Genomic DNA, 14,301 nt, shown 5'->3' with positions numbered 1-14,301 from the left:
TGGGCATTCTGAATGGTCGGCTTCCCAATCGCGTGCCCCTCCTGGCCAAAGGTTCGGCAACGTATTGTGGCTGATCAGTTCTTCGCACGCGCGCCGATATCGTCATGACGCGGGCAATCGCCAGCAAAGATTCGGTCGACTGACGACCAGCATCCGCACAGTCGTTGGCGCCGCCAACCGGTTCAGCCTCGCGGCTCTTCCCGATCGATAAGGACCCGCTCGGCGGAGCCGTCGAGATCTTTGTATTGGCCGCTCTTCAAGATCCACAGGAAGCCCCGGTCCAAGCCCCACCAAAACAGGCAGCGGCCATCGCATTTCCGTCAGGACGGGCGTCTTGCTGCCGACAGCGTGCTCTCCGACCATAACGCGCTAGACGCCGAAGGAACTCGCCGACGGCCTCATGTCCAAGTGATGTGGGAAGGGAGCAGAACCAAAGGGACTCTGCTTGGCGTCCCCGCTTTTTTCGCAGCTATGAAACCATCACCGAGAACGGATCCGTACTGAGGAGGAGGCCGTCCTTGACTTGCCCGACGCCGGCAACCTTCTCAGCCGCAACGATCGCTGCCTTCCGTTGACGCTCGTCGACAATCGTCCCCTTCAGTTCGACAACGCCGTCGCTGACCCTCACATCGATCAAGTCACCACCGCTCCAGGTTTGTCCCTGCAGCTCGGCAAGGATAGCCTTGCGGATCAGGTCGTCATCGGGTGGCGTAGTGCCCTTTTTTGACATGGCGCGGATCAGGACAAGCAGCAAATCAGTTCGCGTGATGATGCCGACGACCCTTTCCCGATCGACAATCGGGACATTGTTGATGCGGTGTTGCATCATCAGGTCGACAACATCTGCAATCGAGGCGCCAGGAGGCGCCGAGATGACCTGTGGGCTCATCACCTGATGGATGATCCGTCCGTTCGAGCGCACATAGTCATGGGCGGTTGTGCCCGGGCCAAGATCAAGCTCCAGCCAGCGCGGACGCACACGCTGGGTTCCGAGTTCCTCTCGGCGCAAGAAGTCGCTTTTGCTTACAATGCCAACCAGGGCACCGTCGCTGTCCGTTACCGGCAGGCAGCTGACTTTGTTTGAAAGCATGAGCTCGGCCGCTTCGGCGATTGTTGCGTTCGCATCCGTTGTGATGACTGGCTTTGTCATTATGGATTCGGCTTGCATCCTCACCCTCCTGATTTTTCCTCGGACGACGATAGGACATCCCGACCCGCGGCGCGTTGATCTGAGTCACTTGGAACGAGTGGCATTCTCCGCGCCGTCGTCGCTGTCGATGAGAATGCGCTCCGCCGCGCCATCGAGATCCTCGTACTGGCCGCTTCTCAACGCCCAAAGGAAGCCGGACAGGCCGAGTGCGCCAAGGAATAGCGCTACGGGGATGAGGTAGACGAGCGTCGTCATGACGATTGAGCCAAGGCGCCGGCCCGCGCGGGCCTGTCTTGCCGCGCAATTGCGGACGACGCACCCGTTGCGAAGCCTTGCAGACGCATGGCATTTCCAACCACGAGCAATGACGAGGCTGACATCGCGACCGCGGCGATAAGAGGCGTAACATGGCCCAGAATGGCGATCGGCACGGCAACAGCATTATAAACGATCGCAATTGTTATGTTCTGTCGGATCAGGCTTCCCGCCTTGCGCGATACGTCAACAGCCAGCGGGACCGCCAAGAGGCTTTCGCGCAGGAAAACGAAGTCGGCTGCATTGCGGCCAATGTCGGCGGCGGTGGCGGGTGCGATCGAGACATGCGCAGCGCTCAGCGCCGGCGTATCGTTGAGCCCGTCGCCAACCATCAGAACCTTGTGCCCGTCCCTCGCCAGCCTCTCGATGCGTTCAACCTTGCCGGACGGCAGCAGGCAGGGAACGAAATCATCGACACCAAGCCCGTCCGCAACCTCGGCGCAGGCTTTCGCGGTGTCGCCCGACAGCATCTCCACGCACATACCAGCGTTGTGCAGTTGATCGATGGCTGCCCTGGCGTCGACGCGCAGCGCATCCTCGAAATCGAAGGTCGCGACAATGATCCCGTCTTTCGTCAGAACCGTCCCGCCATAGCCATGTCGGCCTTCGCGGCCGGTGCGGGCTTTCCATCCTCCGCGTCGACCCAGCCGCCAGGTGCTACCGGCGGCAGCGGCTTCGATGCCGAATCCCGGCTGCTCGGTTACCGCATCGAATTTATGCTGCCCGCCAGGCGCGGCAAAGCCGGCTATGGCCTTTGAAAACGGATGGCGGGAATGCACGGCCATGCCGGCTGCGATTGCCAGCATGGCCGGATCGATCGACGACGCATTGACGAGGCGGGGCTGTCCGAGGGTGAGCGTTCCGGTCTTGTCGAAGACCGCGGTATCGATCGTCGCCAGGCGCTCCATGGCCGAACCGTCCTTGACCATGATGCCGTGTTCGAACAGGCGTCGCGCGGCGACCACTTGAACGATCGGCACGGCGAGGCCGAGCGCGCACGGGCATGTGATAATGAGAACGGCAATGGCGATGGTTATCGCCCGGTGCCAGTCGCCGGTCACCGCCATCCAGCCAAGGAACGTCACGAAGGCGGTAAGATGAACCACCGGAGCATAAAGCGCTGAAACGCGATCGGCGATCCGGCGATAATGTGCCCGGCCGCCCTCGGCGGCCTCCATCAGCCGAACCATTTCCGCCAGGAACGAATCCTTCGCGTCGGCTGTCGCCTTGATCGTCAGCGAGCCGGTAAGGTTAAGCACGCCAGCCTGCACGGGTTCGCCTGGCGCCACGTTTCGGGGCGTGCTTTCGCCGGAAACCAGCGAGCAGTCGAGATCCGACGCCCCCCGAATGATCTTGCCGTCGACGGGAATCCTTTCGCCGGCTGCGATCAGCAACTGCATTCCTGGTTCGATCTCGCTAACCGGCAGGTAGTCGCGCGCACCGTCGGCGCGCAGCACGATTGCGCCACGCGCGGCCAGCTGCGACAGGCCTTTCACGGCGGTCCGGGCGCGCTCCCGCATGACGTGATCGAGCGTTCGGCCGATCAACAGGAAGAACAGCAGCGACACCGACGCGTCGAAATAGGCGTGGTCGCCATGGGTGATCGTCTCGTAAAGGCTCATGGCGCAGGCAAGCGACACGCCGACCGCGATCGGCACGTCCATGTTCATGCGGCCGTGGCGCAACGCATTCCAGGCGGAGCGGAAGAAGATGCCGCCCGCGAAGGCTAGCGCGGGAATGGCGATCAGCGCTGAGACCCAGTGGAACAGATCGCGTGTCGCGCCTTCGGCACCGGACCAGACCGAGACCGAAAGCAGCATGATGTTACCCGCCGCAAAGCCCGCAACAGCGACGGCGCGGATGAGCTCCGAGAGCGTCTTGTCCTTTGTATCGGTGTCGGCTTCGAACAGATGTGTCTGGTAGCCCAGGCGTCCGAGGATAGCGACGAATGGCGGAACGTCGTCGCCGCGCCAGCGGATAGACACCCGCCTCGTTGACAGGTTGACGCGGGCGGCTTCGACATGATCGAGCTTTCCCAATGCCGTCTCGATAGTCTGAATGCAGGCACCGCAGCGAACAGCCGGTATCGAAAGCTCGGTCTGATGAAGGTCGTCGCCAAGTGATCGGCTCGCCAGCTTGATTTCCTGGCTGGACGGCAGGGCCGAGGTCACGCTGACCATATCCAGCGCCATTTCGGCGCCCGGCGCACAGCAGCTCATTTCAGCGCTCCATGGGAAATCATGATCCTGCGCACGTCGCGATAAGATTCCTTCATGCCGGCATCGGCGTCGACTTCGACGATCCAGACACCATCCTTCGGCGTGTGCAGCGCGGCGAATTCCTGACCCGAGGCGAGGGCGAGCTTGATGGACTCATCCTCTTTTTCGTAAGCGGGATGGCGAAACAGCACCTTGACGCCATGCAAGGGAACCGGCTTGCCGGCGGCGTCCGTGAGGCTGTAGCGGACTTCGCCCCATGCGATGGTCAGCTTGCCGGTCCAGCCGAGGGCTGCCTGCGTGCGCCCTTCCTCGGCCTTCTTGTTGAATTCCTGGCTCGCCACATAGGTGTTTTCGACGACCAGACCGGTCCAGCTCGTGTTGGCAAGCGTCGCCATCGTCAGATTGACCGCGATGACCACCCCGAAAAAGGCAAGGATAATTGCCAACATGTGCCTGCCGGTGAATTCGCGGGACTTTCGCGTGGTGGCGTTCATCTGGCGATCTCCGGCGCATTGAAGGTGGCGGTGTATTCGTTCGACTCGAAACTCGCTTTGTCCTCGACCTGAAGAGTGAAGGTCTGCGCTTCGCCATGGATCTGCTCAGCAGGCAGGCGCACGAAAACCTTCAACACCTTCAGCCGGTCGGGTTCGACCTCGATCGCAAAAGAGCGATCGGCAGGGAGGTCGACACCAACGATGCTCATCTCTGCGCCGGGCAAGCGCCGAATTGTGACGACGATCGTTCTCGGTTCGGGGATCATGTTCAGCAGCTTGACGGTGTAGCCGTTGCGGATCGAGCCGTCGGAGAGCGTCACGAATTGTGGATTGCGGTCGTGCAGGACATTGATCTCGAGCCGGTCGCGCGTCAGCAGCGAGTAGAGGAGGCCCAGGCCGATCAGAGACCACATAGCCATGTATACGTAGGTGCGCGGGCGAAAGATCTTGCGGATATGGAAATGAGCCAGCTTGTCTGAAAACAGGCCGTCATCCGTTCTGACCAGCGACGGATTGACTGAACCGGAGCCGCCCGCGGTCGCCAACATCATGTTGGCGTTGTAGTCGGAGAGGGTTGCGTAGGAGATTAGCCCGCGCTCCTTGCCGAGCTTGTCCATCACGCCGTCGCAGGCGTCGATGCAGAGCGCGCAGGTGATGCATTCGAGCTGCTGGCCATCGCGAATGTCGATCCCCATCGGGCAGACAGCGACGCAGGCATTGCAGTCGACGCAATCCCCGACCGGCTGACCGGCGGCCTGGACCTTCTTGGCATGACGCGTGCGCGGTTCGCCGCGCCAGTCATTGTAGGTGACGGTGAGCGAATTTTCGTCGAGCATGGCTGCCTGGATGCGCGGCCACGGGCACATATAGGTGCAGACCTGCTCGCGCATCAGCCCGCCGAACGTGTAGGTCGTCGCCGTCAGCACGGCGACGGTGATGTAAGCGACGGGAGCCGCCGTGCCGGTGAAGAGTTCGCCGAGCAGCGTCGGCGCGTCAGCGAAATAGAAGATCCAGGCGCCGCCCGTCAGCGCGCCTATGACCAGCCAGATGACGTGTTTCGATGCCCGCAGCACGAGCTTGCGGCTGGTCCAGGGACCGGCGTCGAGCTTTATGCGCGCATTGCGGTCACCCTCGATCGCGCGCTCGACGACCAGGAACAGATCGACCCATACGGTCTGCGGGCATGTGTAGCCACACCAGGCACGGCCGACAGTCGACGTGATCAGGAAAAGACCGACGCCGGCCATGACCAGAAGGCCGGCGACATAGTAGAATTCCTGCGGCCATATCTCAATGAAGAAGAAATAGAAACGCCGGTTGGCGACATCGAGCAGCACGGCCTGGTCCGGGCTAAACGAGCCCCGATCCCAGCGCAGCCACGGCGTCAGATAGTAGATGCCGAGCGTGACCGCCATCACGATCCACTTGAACTGGCGAAAGCTGCCCGAGGCCCGCTTCGGGAAGATCTTCTTGCGCGCGGCGTACATTGGCTGACGCACCTTGGCGGAGTTGACCGGCGTGGGTTCGATCCTTTCTATTTGCGTGTTATCGAGCACGAGAAGCTCCAGTCACCAGCGACGATTTCGCCGGAAGCCGACTCATCGGTTCTGGATGATGCCGAGGCCCGGCTTGCGCCGGGCCTCGTCGCTTGGCGGGAGGGGGAGGACGAGAATAGGCTTCTGCTCCTATTCTCCGCCGCCAAGCGAATGGATGTAGACCGCCAGTTCCTTGACCTTGGTCTCGCCGAGGCGCGCGCCCCAGGCCGGCATCACGCCCTGTTTCGGCGCGGTGACCTGGGCGGCGATGGCCGCTTCGCCTGACCCGTAGAGCCAGATGGCGTCGGTCAGATCTGGAGCGCCGAGTTCCTTGTTGCCTTTTGCATTGTCGCCGTGACAGGCCACGCAATTTTCGGCGAAGACCTTGGCGCCGGGCGCGACCAACGATTGATCGCCGACAGTGCCGGACAGGCTGGCAACGTAGGTGCTGACCTGTTTGATCTGATCGGCGGTGATGATGTCGCCAAAGGCCGGCATTTCCGACAGGCGCGTAGCCGGGTCGGAGGCGAAGCGGATCCCATGAGCGATCGTCTGCTGGATCTGGTCCACCTTGCCGCCCCACAGCCAGTCGTCGTCATTTAGGTTCGGAAAGCCCTTGGACCCCTGGGCGCCGGAGCCATGGCACTGCACACAATTGACTTTGAACGCGGCACTGCCGGCGGCGACGGCGAATTCGCGTAAGGTATCGTCCGCCGCGATCTCCGAAACACTCTTCGACTCGATCGCCGCGACATATTTCCCCTTCGCCGCTTCAGCCACCGACAGCTCGTTCTTGACTTCGTTACGGCTCGAATAGCCGAGCACGCCCTTTGTTGCCGAATGCAGCAAAGGCCATGCCGGATAGGCGATGGTGTATCCGATCGCCCAGACAATGGTGATGTAGAAGGTGATGACCCACCAGCGCGGAAGCGGGTTGTTCAACTCGCGGATACCATCCCATTCGTGGCCGGTCGTCGAGATGCCGGAAACCTCGTCAATGTGATCGCTGCTCATGATCAGTCCTCCTCAAGGGGAATCCGGGCAGCTTCGTCGGCGAGCTTGCGGCTGCCGGGGCGTAGGGCAAAGGCAACGGATCCGATGAAGAAAAGAGCCATGGCAAGCAGGCCCCAGCTGTCGGCAAACTCCCGCATGAAATTGTACGTCATCGCCATTGTCCTCAGCGGTAGCCCGCGGTCTCATCGTAGTTCTTGAAATCGACAAGCGTGCCGAGCATCTGGAGATAAGAAACCAGGGCGTCCATTTCGGTGACTTGCTGCGGATCACCGTCGAAATCGCCGATCCTGGCCTTGGCGTAGCGGGCCTCGAGGCCGGACGTGTCGGCATTGGGATCAGCCTGCGCCATCAAATCGGCATTGGCGTTAGCGACCATGTCGTCGGAGTAGGGGACGCCGACGCGCCTGTTGGCAACCAGATGCGTCGAGAAATCCTTCACCGCGATCGGCGTATCCTTCAGAAAGCCATAGCTCGGCATGATGGATTCCGGCACCACGGAACGAGGGTCCGTGAGGTGCTCGACATGCCAAAGATTTGAGTAGCGATCGCCAACCCGAGCGAGGTCCGGTCCGGTGCGCTTCGATCCCCACTGGAAGGGATGATCATACATCGACTCGGCCGCCAGGCTGTAATGCCCATAGCGCTCGACCTCGTCACGGAACGGGCGGATCATCTGGCTATGGCAGAGATAGCATCCCTCACGCACATAGATGTTGCGCCCCACGAGTTCGAGCGGCGAGTAGGGCCGCATGCCTTCGACCTTCTCGATCGTGTTGTCGAGGTAGAAGAGCGGCGCGATCTCGACGATGCCGCCGATTGTCACGACCAGCAGCGACCCGAGGAGAAGAAGTGTAGCGTTCTTCTCGATGACCGCGTGTCTGTTCATCAACCTCATTTTCTGTCTCATCATCGCGCAAGCTGGAGGGCGGGAACGGAGCCGGGCATCGGATCCTCCTCGCGCCGGTAGCCAAGGATGGTCATGGCGACGTTCCAGGCCATGATCAGGGCGCCGGAGAGGTACATGGCCCCGCCGATGGCGCGCATGACATAGTAGGGGTGCATGGCGGCGACCGTTTCGGCGAAGGAGTAGACCAGGAAGCCTTGCTCGTCGTATTCGCGCCACATCAGGCCCTGCATGATGCCGGACACCCACATGACCGACGCGTAGACAACGATGCCAAGCGTCGCCAGCCAGAAGTGCCAGGTAACGAGGCGCAGCGAGTAGAGCCGTTCACGGTTCCACAGCTTCGGCACCATGTAATAAAGCGCGCCGAACGAGATCATGCCGACCCAGCCGAGTGCGCCCGAATGGACGTGTCCGATGGTCCAGTCGGTATAGTGCGACAGCGAGTTGACCGTCTTGATCGACATCATCGGGCCCTCGAAGGTGGACATGCCGTAGAAGGCGATGGCCATCACCATCATGCGGATGATCGGATCGGTGCGGAGCTTGTCCCAGGCGCCCGACAGCGTCATCAGGCCATTGATCATGCCGCCCCATGACGGCATCCACAGCATGATCGAGAACACCATGCCGAGCGTCTGCGCCCAATCGGGCAAGGCGGTGTAGTGCAAATGATGGGGTCCAGCCCAGATGTAGAGAAAGATGATTGCCCAGAAATGGACGATCGACAGCCGGTAGGAATAGACCGGCCGGTTCGCCTGCTTGGGTACGAAATAATACATCATGCCGAGAAAGCCGGCGGTCAGAAAGAAGCCCACGGCGTTGTGGCCATACCACCATTGCGTCAGAGCGTCCTGGACCCCGGAGAAAGCCGAATAGCTCTTCGAGCCCAGGAAGGAGGCGGGCATGGAGAGGTTGTTGACCACATGCAGCATCGCGATGGTGACGATGAAGGACAGGTAGAACCAGTTAGCGACGTAGATGTGGGGTTCCTTGCGCTTCAGGATCGTGCCGAGGAACAGGATGAGATAGGCGACCCAGACAATGGTCAGCCAGATGTCCACATACCATTCGGGCTCGGCGTATTCGCGGCTCTCGGTGATGCCGAGCAGGTAGCCAGTCGCTGCCATGACGATGAAGAGCTGGTAGCCCCAGAACACGAACCAGCCGAGATCGCCGCCGAACAGCCGGGCGCGGCAGGTGCGTTGCACGACATAGAGAGACGTGCAAAGCAGCGCGTTGCCGCCGAAGGCGAAGACGACTCCCGACGTATGCAGTGGCCGCAAACGGCCAAAGTTGAACCAGGGCTGGATGTTGAGATCGGGATAGGCAAGCTGCAGCGCGATGACCACGCCGACAAGCATGCCGATGACACCCCAGAACATGGTGGCGATGGCGCCATAGCGGATTGGCCCGTCCATGTAAGCGGACGGGTCGATCGGCGCGGCAGGCTTGAACTCAGTGTTGCGCAACAGGATCGCAGTGAAGCCAGCCAAGGCGAAGAACAAGACCCACATATGCTGGCGAAAGGGTTCATCCACCCCAGCGCCAGCGGCCACCAAAGCCGCGAATGCGAACAGGCTTAGAAGCACGATTTCTTTGCCGAATTTCATCGCAAGCCCCGATTTCCAATTCCGGCGGATGCCAAACCGCGGTGCCTTATTGCGCAGCCGTCGCCCGCTCGCCCTGATCCATGTCAGAGCCGCACCATTTTGCTTCGAGCAGCATCGAGTTCGGTGCGATCAGACTGTGTCGAATGTGGAAGTGCAGCAGCGGCCGCCGGTTTATGGACAGGCCCGGCGTCCCCAGTTGGGGCCCGGGTATGGAGGCGATCGCGGGCGTGTGGGCAAGCGCACCTTCTGTGACGCTGGTAAGCAGGCCGATGCCTTACCGAACGTCGATCGTTTCAATGCCTTGGAACAGCCAGCGCCAGCGTTGCGCTGCCTTCGTTACATTTATGGTTTGGACGGCGATTTTCGCCTGCGTATGAGGCATATTGACTTCGGCCAAGTGTGGATGCTTCGCCGACGAGCCCAAACGCAACTGGCGTATACGATCGGAATTAGAACGGGCTGTCGCTACGCGATGTCTTCTGAGACCAACGCGAGCATGCCCTGCCCCGAATGAAGTAAGTGGCGTGGGCCATGCAGCTTCGTGTCATTCAAACGGCTATTGCGCCTCGGCCGCCGCAGCGCCGTTCCAGCCGGCTCATGCTGTCCACGGTGACGCGGCGGTTGTTCTCGATCCGAATCACGCCGTCCATTCTCAGGCTGGTCAGCTGACGGCTCACGGTCTCGTTTGTGATTCCAAGGAAATCAGAGATGTCGGCACGCGTCATCGGCAGCTCGAAGCACGCCGACCTAGCCGCCGGGTCAACATTGGAGTCGATGTTCCGGGCAATCATGAGGAGAAAGCTCGCCACCTTCTCTGGTGCGGTCTTGCGCCCCAGAGTCACCATCCATTCGCGGGCCTCGTCAAGTTCGTTCAGCGCCTGCTTGAGCAGGCGATGCACAAATTCGGGTGACTGCTTCATCATCCGTTCGATGGCCGCTCTCGGAAACGAGCATAGCGAGACAGCTGTTGCCGCTTCCGCATTGATCGCACTTTTCATCTTGAAGGGCCGTCCCAGAAAATCCGGCGCGAACTGGAGACCGACGATCTGCTGGCGGCCGTCCGAAAGGCTCTTCGTGAGCTTCACCACGCCTGAAAGCACGTTTGAATAACAGTCGACCGCCTCGGCGTCGCCGATCAGTTCGACCCCCGGCTCGATATTGTGCCGCGACGACGTCTTGGCGAGCTGAGCCAAATCGTCTGGCTCGAGCGCGCCACAGACACCGCGGCGCCGTGCCTCGCAAGGCAGGCAAAGAACGGGAATGCCGGAACTGTGAATATCCTGCCGTAATGTCATTCGATCGCTCTACCGGTCCAGTGCGGGCAGGATAGCAATCCACGGTAGAAAAATCCTTGCGGCAGTTTGTCCGTGCTGAAGGTTGATCGAAATCAGGGCTTAGGCTCATCCAAGCATCCACAGTTCGGGCGACGCAAACACGGTGGACCACGACATGCGACAAAAGCTAGCTGCCAGACTTGGCGAGAACGTCCCGCGCTATACCAGTTATCCGACTGCGCCCCATTTCCATGCGGGCGTCGATGCCGTCGTTTACCGAGGCTGGTTGGAGGCGCTCGAAGGTGGTGACGAGATATCGCTTTACCTGCATATTCCCTATTGCGACAGGCTCTGCTGGTTCTGCGCGTGCCATACCAAACAGACGCGCCACTACGAGCCGGTGGCCGCTTATCTGCGCTCGCTGTATGCGGAGATCGCCACGGTTGGCGGCCTTGTTACCGGCAAGGGCCGAGTTCGCGCGGTTCATTTCGGCGGCGGTTCCCCGACGATGCTGGAACCTGAGGATATAGTGGCGCTGGGAACCGTCCTGCGCAACAGCTTCGCCTTTCTTCCCGGCGCCAAGATCAGCGTTGAAATCGAACCCAATGATATGGACGATGCCCGCCTCGATGCGCTTGCCGAAATCGGCACGACCCGTGCGAGCCTCGGCGTCCAGGACTTCGATCCGAAGGTTCAGAAGGCAATCAACCGCGAGCAGAGCTTTTTGCAGACCAAAGCGGTAGTCGACGGTGTTCGTTCGCGCGGCGTCGAATCGGTCAATCTAGACCTGCTCTACGGCTTGCCGCATCAAACGAGGGAGAGCGTCTCCTCCACCGTCGCGCAGGCGCTGACCTTGGAACCCGACAGGATAGCGCTTTTTGGCTACGCCCATGTGCCGTGGTTCAAGAAACATCAGACCATGATTGATGAGGCCTGGTTGCCAGGGCCGGAGGAGCGGTTTGCCCAATCACAACTGGCAGCCTACGCTATTCTTGACCGAGGATACGAAGCAATCGGGCTCGACCATTTCGCCAAACCGGGCGATGCGTTGGCAGTAGCGGCTCGCGCGGGGGCTTTGCATCGCAATTTCCAGGGCTATACAGAGGATCGCTGCGAGACATTGATCGGTCTCGGTCCGTCATCCATCAGTCAGTTTCGGCAGGGCTATGCGCAGAACATGCCTTCGACCAGCGAATATCGACGCATGGTTGATGACGGCGGGCTGGCCGCCGTCCGCGGTATCGCACTTTCCGACGACGACCGCGTTCGCGGCTGGATCATCGAGCGGCTGATGTGCGACTTCGCCTTCTCGGCCATCGATCTGGTGGAACGCTTCGGCGAAGCCGGCCAGAGGCTCCTCCTTCAGTCGAGTTCCATGGCCCTACACGATCCGGTTCGATTGCTTGAACTTGATGGCGACAGATTCGTTGTGCCGGCTGAAAGTCGCCCTTTCGTCCGAAGCATCGCGGCCAGGTTCGACAAATATTTCGAAACTGGAACGGCCAGGCACTCGGCGGCAGTCTGAGCACCGCAGAGGAACGGTCATGGCTCTCACTCGATCGTGAACCGATTGCGATCGTTTTCCACTGTTGACCGGCGACCGTCGGCCGAGACGGTTCGAAGCGGACCAGACGCGTCTTGGCATAGCGACGATATCGCCCGCTCATGCCCTGCCTGTCAGATCATGGTTGTCGGCGACAGCTCCCTTCGACCTTGCAAGGAGAATGCAAGGTGCCGTGCAAGCGGCTGACAACACTTGGGCCGGTGGCAGAAGTCCGCAAGCACCCCGGCAGCGCGGTCAACGTTGAACCACCCGTTCACCCGAATATGCCGGTGCAGTTCAGGTGGAAAGGGCCTGGCCTAGACGGCTCTCTTGTTACCCCAGAGCATAACGTGCAGCTGCGGTAGCACGCGGGCTTCGAACCATTTGTCGCGGGTCACGCTGTCAACCAGCCACTCCATGCGCTTCAATATTCCGTCAAGGTCGACGGGTGCGTCATCATTTGCCGGGTGTGGCGGCGTGTGATTGCCGGGTTGCAGATAGATCGGAAGTTGCGGAAATTGCGCAGCGGCGTCTTTCGCGTAGGCGTAGTCCCTTTCGTCGAAAACAATGAGCTTGAGCACGATTTGGGGCTTGCCTTGTGCCGCCTGGAGGCACGCCTCGACAGCGGCCCAATCTGTCGTCATTTGGCTTGACGGCGGCTTTGGGCTGAGGATCAGCACGTCAAGGTGCGCAAACCAGTCCCTGGCAAGCGAACCTTGGGTTTCCAGCGCAAAACGGTAACCGTCACCATGGCCTCGGTCGATGAGCGCGCCGAGCGGCTGGATGGCCGGATTGCCGCCTGACAGCGACACCATAAGCGGGCGGCCACCGGAAAGCGCAAGCACATTTTTCCACACCGCGCCGACGGACATCATCTCCCATTCATGGCGGAATTGATTGTCCACAGCATGCAGGCTGTCGCACCAGGAACAGCGAAAGTCACACCCGCCGGTTCTGACGAAGATCGTCGGCAAACCTATGAGCACGCCCTCGCCCTGGATCGTCGGCCCGAAAATCTCGCTAACGCGGATTGCGGGATGAGTATTGGTCATGGCCGGTATTCCGCCCAGGTTTTCGGCGTTTCGCTCACCCGCACGGCCGCGGTTTCGCTCAGGCGTGCCTTGCACCAGTCGTAGAAATGTCTGGCCAGATATTCCGCCGTGACTTGCTCGTGTCCCAGCACGTCGTTGAGATGTCGGTGGTCGAAGCTCTCGTCGATGTAGCGTTTGAATGGCGCCAAATCGTGGTAGTCGCGCACGAAGCCGTGATCGTCCAGTCCATCCGCTGAAAGCTCCACTTCGACGATGTAGTTATGTCCGTGCAGGCGCGCGCATTGGTGATCGGGTGGCAATGAGGTGAGCTGATGCGAGGCTGAGAAGTGGAATTCCTTGGTGATGCGGAACATTACGCGGTGGTCCTTCGCAGCGCTCCGAGCCAGAAGTCGGAGTCCTCGTACTCGGTTGGGTCCGGGTGCCCAGCGATGTGAAACGCCTCACGCCGCTCGACGCAGGTCCCGCACCTCCCGCAATGACGCTCGGCGCCCTTGTAACAGGACCAGGTCTGCGCAAACAGCGTGCCGTATGTGGCTCCATCCCTAACAATGTCCGCCTTCCTCAGGTTCACATAGGGTGCATAAAGGCGAATCTGCGCGTAGCCGTCGAGCGCGTGGTCCTGCATCATCTGGAAAGCGTCGATGAAGGCCGGACGGCAATCGGGATAGACAATATGATCCCCACCATGCACGGCCGTCGCCACCGCGTCAGCGTCTTGCGCTGCGGCGAGGCCGAAGGCAATGGCCAACATGATGGCGTTCCGGTTGGGCACCACCGTTACCTTCATCGTGTCTTCGGCATAGTGCCCGTCGGGCACGTCCACATTGTCGGTCAGCGCGGAGCCGGAAAGGCCGCCGCCGATCTCGTGGATATCGATGATTCGCTGCGGGACGCCCAGGCGCTCCGCGCAAAGGGTGGCGAAGCCCAATTCCTTCCTATGCCGTTGGCCGTAATCGAACGATAGCAGGCCGGTAAGCTGGTGCTCCGCTGCCACCTTGTGAGCAAGAGTAACGGAATCCAATCCGCCGGAGCAGACGACGAGAGTCTTCATCGTTGGGTCCTTGTTTTAACCGGGTAGGCTGCGACCGGAGATTTCTCTGCGCTCCAGTACTTCAGGAAAACCATTTTGTGAAGTGAACGGAGACCAGTTTCGTGCGCTTGCGTGCGGTGCGCAAAACGCCCTCGCGG

15 protein-coding genes are annotated in these 14,301 nt (G+C 60.8%); 1 reads left to right on the top strand and 14 read right to left on the bottom strand.

Annotated elements, in window-relative coordinates:
• Positions 1–182: 182 nt before the first annotated feature.
• From ccoS (NKH02_RS23105) to NKH02_RS23055, 11 genes are all read right to left on the bottom strand, one after another.
• On the bottom strand, positions 183–299 hold the full coding sequence (gene ccoS, locus NKH02_RS23105) for a cbb3-type cytochrome oxidase assembly protein CcoS (RefSeq protein ID WP_352487495.1): 117 nt from the start codon (positions 297–299) through the stop codon (positions 183–185).
• Between the two features lie 170 nt (positions 300–469).
• Positions 470–1,168: a CBS domain-containing protein gene (locus NKH02_RS23100; protein ID WP_352628584.1), complete on the bottom strand. Its 699-nt coding sequence runs from the start codon at positions 1,166–1,168 to the stop codon at positions 470–472.
• Between the two features lie 66 nt (positions 1,169–1,234).
• A complete protein-coding gene (gene ccoS / locus NKH02_RS23095; RefSeq protein WP_023762793.1) occupies positions 1,235–1,405 on the bottom strand; it encodes a cbb3-type cytochrome oxidase assembly protein CcoS in 171 nt (56 codons plus the stop codon).
• The gene (locus tag NKH02_RS23090; protein WP_352628586.1) at positions 1,402–3,684 is read right to left on the bottom strand and encodes a cation-translocating P-type ATPase; all 2,283 of its coding nucleotides are present in this window, start codon (positions 3,682–3,684) and stop codon (positions 1,402–1,404) included. The genes ccoS (NKH02_RS23095) and NKH02_RS23090 overlap by 4 nt, the downstream gene beginning before the upstream one ends.
• The gene (locus NKH02_RS23085; protein WP_352881717.1) at positions 3,681–4,178 is read right to left on the bottom strand and encodes a FixH family protein; all 498 of its coding nucleotides are present in this window, start codon (positions 4,176–4,178) and stop codon (positions 3,681–3,683) included. Before NKH02_RS23085 ends, NKH02_RS23090 begins: the two co-directional genes overlap by 4 nt.
• Positions 4,175–5,734 (bottom strand): cytochrome c oxidase accessory protein CcoG, encoded by a 1,560-nt coding sequence (ccoG, locus tag NKH02_RS23080; RefSeq protein WP_352881715.1) that lies wholly within the window; start codon positions 5,732–5,734, stop codon positions 4,175–4,177. Before ccoG ends, NKH02_RS23085 begins: the two co-directional genes overlap by 4 nt.
• A gap of 129 nt (positions 5,735–5,863) precedes the next feature.
• On the bottom strand, positions 5,864–6,727 hold the full coding sequence (ccoP, locus tag NKH02_RS23075; RefSeq protein ID WP_352881712.1) for a cytochrome-c oxidase, cbb3-type subunit III: 864 nt from the start codon (positions 6,725–6,727) through the stop codon (positions 5,864–5,866).
• 2 nt (positions 6,728–6,729) lie between these two features.
• Positions 6,730–6,879, bottom strand: a complete 150-nt coding sequence (locus NKH02_RS23070; protein WP_352881710.1) for a cbb3-type cytochrome c oxidase subunit 3 — start codon at positions 6,877–6,879, stop codon at positions 6,730–6,732.
• A gap of 11 nt (positions 6,880–6,890) precedes the next feature.
• Positions 6,891–7,622, bottom strand: coding sequence for a cytochrome-c oxidase, cbb3-type subunit II (ccoO, locus tag NKH02_RS23065; RefSeq protein ID WP_352628594.1), 732 nt, complete (start codon positions 7,620–7,622; stop codon positions 6,891–6,893).
• A gap of 11 nt (positions 7,623–7,633) precedes the next feature.
• Positions 7,634–9,244 (bottom strand): cytochrome-c oxidase, cbb3-type subunit I, encoded by a 1,611-nt coding sequence (gene ccoN / locus NKH02_RS23060; protein ID WP_352881707.1) that lies wholly within the window; start codon positions 9,242–9,244, stop codon positions 7,634–7,636.
• 548 nt (positions 9,245–9,792) lie between these two features.
• Positions 9,793–10,539 (bottom strand): Crp/Fnr family transcriptional regulator, encoded by a 747-nt coding sequence (locus NKH02_RS23055; RefSeq protein WP_023766606.1) that lies wholly within the window; start codon positions 10,537–10,539, stop codon positions 9,793–9,795.
• 154 nt (positions 10,540–10,693) lie between these two features.
• On the opposite strand from NKH02_RS23055, the gene hemN reads away from it, so the two are divergent.
• Complete coding sequence (gene hemN, locus NKH02_RS23050) at positions 10,694–12,043, top strand: oxygen-independent coproporphyrinogen III oxidase (RefSeq protein WP_352881704.1); 1,350 nt, start codon at positions 10,694–10,696, stop codon at positions 12,041–12,043.
• A gap of 335 nt (positions 12,044–12,378) precedes the next feature.
• Here the strand turns inward: hemN and queE are convergent, their stop codons facing one another.
• From queE to queC, 3 genes are read right to left on the bottom strand one after another with little or no spacing between them, the layout of a single operon-like run.
• A complete protein-coding gene (gene queE / locus NKH02_RS23045) occupies positions 12,379–13,113 on the bottom strand; it encodes a 7-carboxy-7-deazaguanine synthase QueE (RefSeq protein WP_023735817.1) in 735 nt (244 codons plus the stop codon).
• Entirely contained in the window at positions 13,110–13,466 is a 357-nt protein-coding gene (gene queD / locus NKH02_RS23040) for a 6-carboxytetrahydropterin synthase QueD (RefSeq protein ID WP_023673552.1), read from the bottom strand. The genes queE and queD overlap by 4 nt, the downstream gene beginning before the upstream one ends.
• Positions 13,466–14,164 carry a 7-cyano-7-deazaguanine synthase QueC gene (gene queC / locus NKH02_RS23035; protein WP_352881702.1) on the bottom strand — a complete coding sequence of 233 codons (699 nt, stop codon included), beginning with the start codon at positions 14,162–14,164 and terminating at the stop codon, positions 13,466–13,468. The genes queD and queC overlap by 1 nt, the downstream gene beginning before the upstream one ends.
• Positions 14,165–14,301 lie beyond the last annotated feature (137 nt).

The sequence above is a fragment of the Mesorhizobium sp. M1396 genome (assembly GCF_040317725.1).
GTDB lineage: Bacteria > Pseudomonadota > Alphaproteobacteria > Rhizobiales > Rhizobiaceae > Mesorhizobium.
This window is presented reverse-complemented; position numbering and strand designations above follow the sequence as displayed.

Coding starts and splice junctions, on each gene's coding strand:
- ccoO (WP_352628594.1), bottom strand. CDS start 7,622: ATGAGGTTGATGAACAGACACGCGGTCATCGAGAAGAACGCTACACTT.
- NKH02_RS23090 (WP_352628586.1), bottom strand. CDS start 3,684: ATGAGCTGCTGTGCGCCGGGCGCCGAAATGGCGCTGGATATGGTCAGC.
- queD (WP_023673552.1), bottom strand. CDS start 13,466: ATGTTCCGCATCACCAAGGAATTCCACTTCTCAGCCTCGCATCAGCTC.
- queE (WP_023735817.1), bottom strand. CDS start 13,113: ATGACCAATACTCATCCCGCAATCCGCGTTAGCGAGATTTTCGGGCCG.
- NKH02_RS23085 (WP_352881717.1), bottom strand. CDS start 4,178: ATGAACGCCACCACGCGAAAGTCCCGCGAATTCACCGGCAGGCACATG.
- NKH02_RS23055 (WP_023766606.1), bottom strand. CDS start 10,539: ATGACATTACGGCAGGATATTCACAGTTCCGGCATTCCCGTTCTTTGC.
- ccoP (WP_352881712.1), bottom strand. CDS start 6,727: ATGAGCAGCGATCACATTGACGAGGTTTCCGGCATCTCGACGACCGGC.
- ccoS (WP_023762793.1), bottom strand. CDS start 1,405: ATGACGACGCTCGTCTACCTCATCCCCGTAGCGCTATTCCTTGGCGCA.
- ccoN (WP_352881707.1), bottom strand. CDS start 9,244: ATGAAATTCGGCAAAGAAATCGTGCTTCTAAGCCTGTTCGCATTCGCG.
- NKH02_RS23100 (WP_352628584.1), bottom strand. CDS start 1,168: ATGCAAGCCGAATCCATAATGACAAAGCCAGTCATCACAACGGATGCG.
- NKH02_RS23070 (WP_352881710.1), bottom strand. CDS start 6,879: ATGACGTACAATTTCATGCGGGAGTTTGCCGACAGCTGGGGCCTGCTT.
- hemN (WP_352881704.1), top strand. CDS start 10,694: ATGCGACAAAAGCTAGCTGCCAGACTTGGCGAGAACGTCCCGCGCTAT.
- queC (WP_352881702.1), bottom strand. CDS start 14,164: ATGAAGACTCTCGTCGTCTGCTCCGGCGGATTGGATTCCGTTACTCTT.